Raw genomic sequence first — 1,084 nt, 5'->3', positions numbered from 1 at the left:
TCATTGCCGCCTGATCCATGACGAGCGCCTCGCCTTTGCTTGACGCCCCGATCGGCGTGTTCGATTCGGGCGTGGGCGGGATGTCGGTGCTGCGCCATATCCAGGCGCAACTGCCGCATGAAAACTTGATCTACCTGGCCGACACCGGCTATGCGCCCTACGGCGCCAAGCCGGAACACGTGGTCGCCGAGCGTTCGCTGGCAATCGCGCAGTTCTTGGTCGGGCAGGGAGCCAAGGCGCTGGTGGTGGCTTGCAATACCGCCACCGTGGCGGCGATCAAGCTGTTGCGCGCGTATTACCCCAACCTGCCGCTGGTGGGCGTGGAACCGGGCTTGAAACCTGCCGCAGCTGCCAGCCGCAACGGCCAGGTCGCGGTGCTGGCCACCGATGTGACATTGGCCGGCGCAAAATTCCTGCTGCTGCGCGACCAGGTCAGCAACGCCAGCGGCGCCAAGTTTCTGCTGCAGGGTTGCCCGGGCCTGGTCGACCAGATCGAGCTGGGCGAATGCGATTCCGGCGCCACGCGCGTCATGCTCGAAGGCTATCTACTTCCGCTGCTTGCCAAGGGCGTCGACACGGTCGTCCTGGGCTGCACCCACTACCCTTTTGTGCGCGCCAGCATCGAAAGCATCTTGGCCAAAGCCGGCCGGCACGATGTGGTGCTGATCGATACGGGCGACGCCGTAGCGCGCCAGCTGGCTCGCCTGCTCGCTTCAAACGCGTGCCTGCGCCCGGAAAGCGGCACGCCGGCCACGCTCAAGGCATTCACGACGGCAAGCGGAACTGCGCTGTCGGCGGCGTTTTCAAGCTTGCTTGGACTGGTTCCCGTGGTAAAAGAGCTGCGAATCGAAAAAGATTTGGCAATTCCGGACGCGCACTAGCATTTTGATTTGCCAGTTGCCGACAAAGTTTGTATAATCGCTAGCTGTCTGGGAAGCATACGGACAAAATAGTAAATCAGTGGTGGCTGTAGCTCAGTTGGTAGAGTCCAGGATTGTGATTCCTGTTTTTTGTGGCGCTGATGGTGTCCTGGGCGCTCACGGTGCCAGCGACTTGCAGCTTGTCGACTCCGTTGTCGGTGGAT

The 1,084-nt window shown here is 61.6% G+C and carries 1 protein-coding gene; it reads left to right on the top strand.

Annotated elements, in window-relative coordinates:
- The first annotated feature begins 17 nt into the window (after positions 1-17).
- A complete protein-coding gene (gene murI, locus ACP7BV_RS27170) occupies positions 18-881 on the top strand; it encodes a glutamate racemase (RefSeq protein ID WP_426108018.1) in 864 nt (287 codons plus the stop codon).
- Positions 882-1,084 lie beyond the last annotated feature (203 nt).

This window comes from Massilia sp. TSP1-1-2 (genome assembly GCF_049896185.1).
Lineage (GTDB): Bacteria > Pseudomonadota > Gammaproteobacteria > Burkholderiales > Burkholderiaceae_D > Telluria_A.
This window is presented reverse-complemented; position numbering and strand designations above follow the sequence as displayed.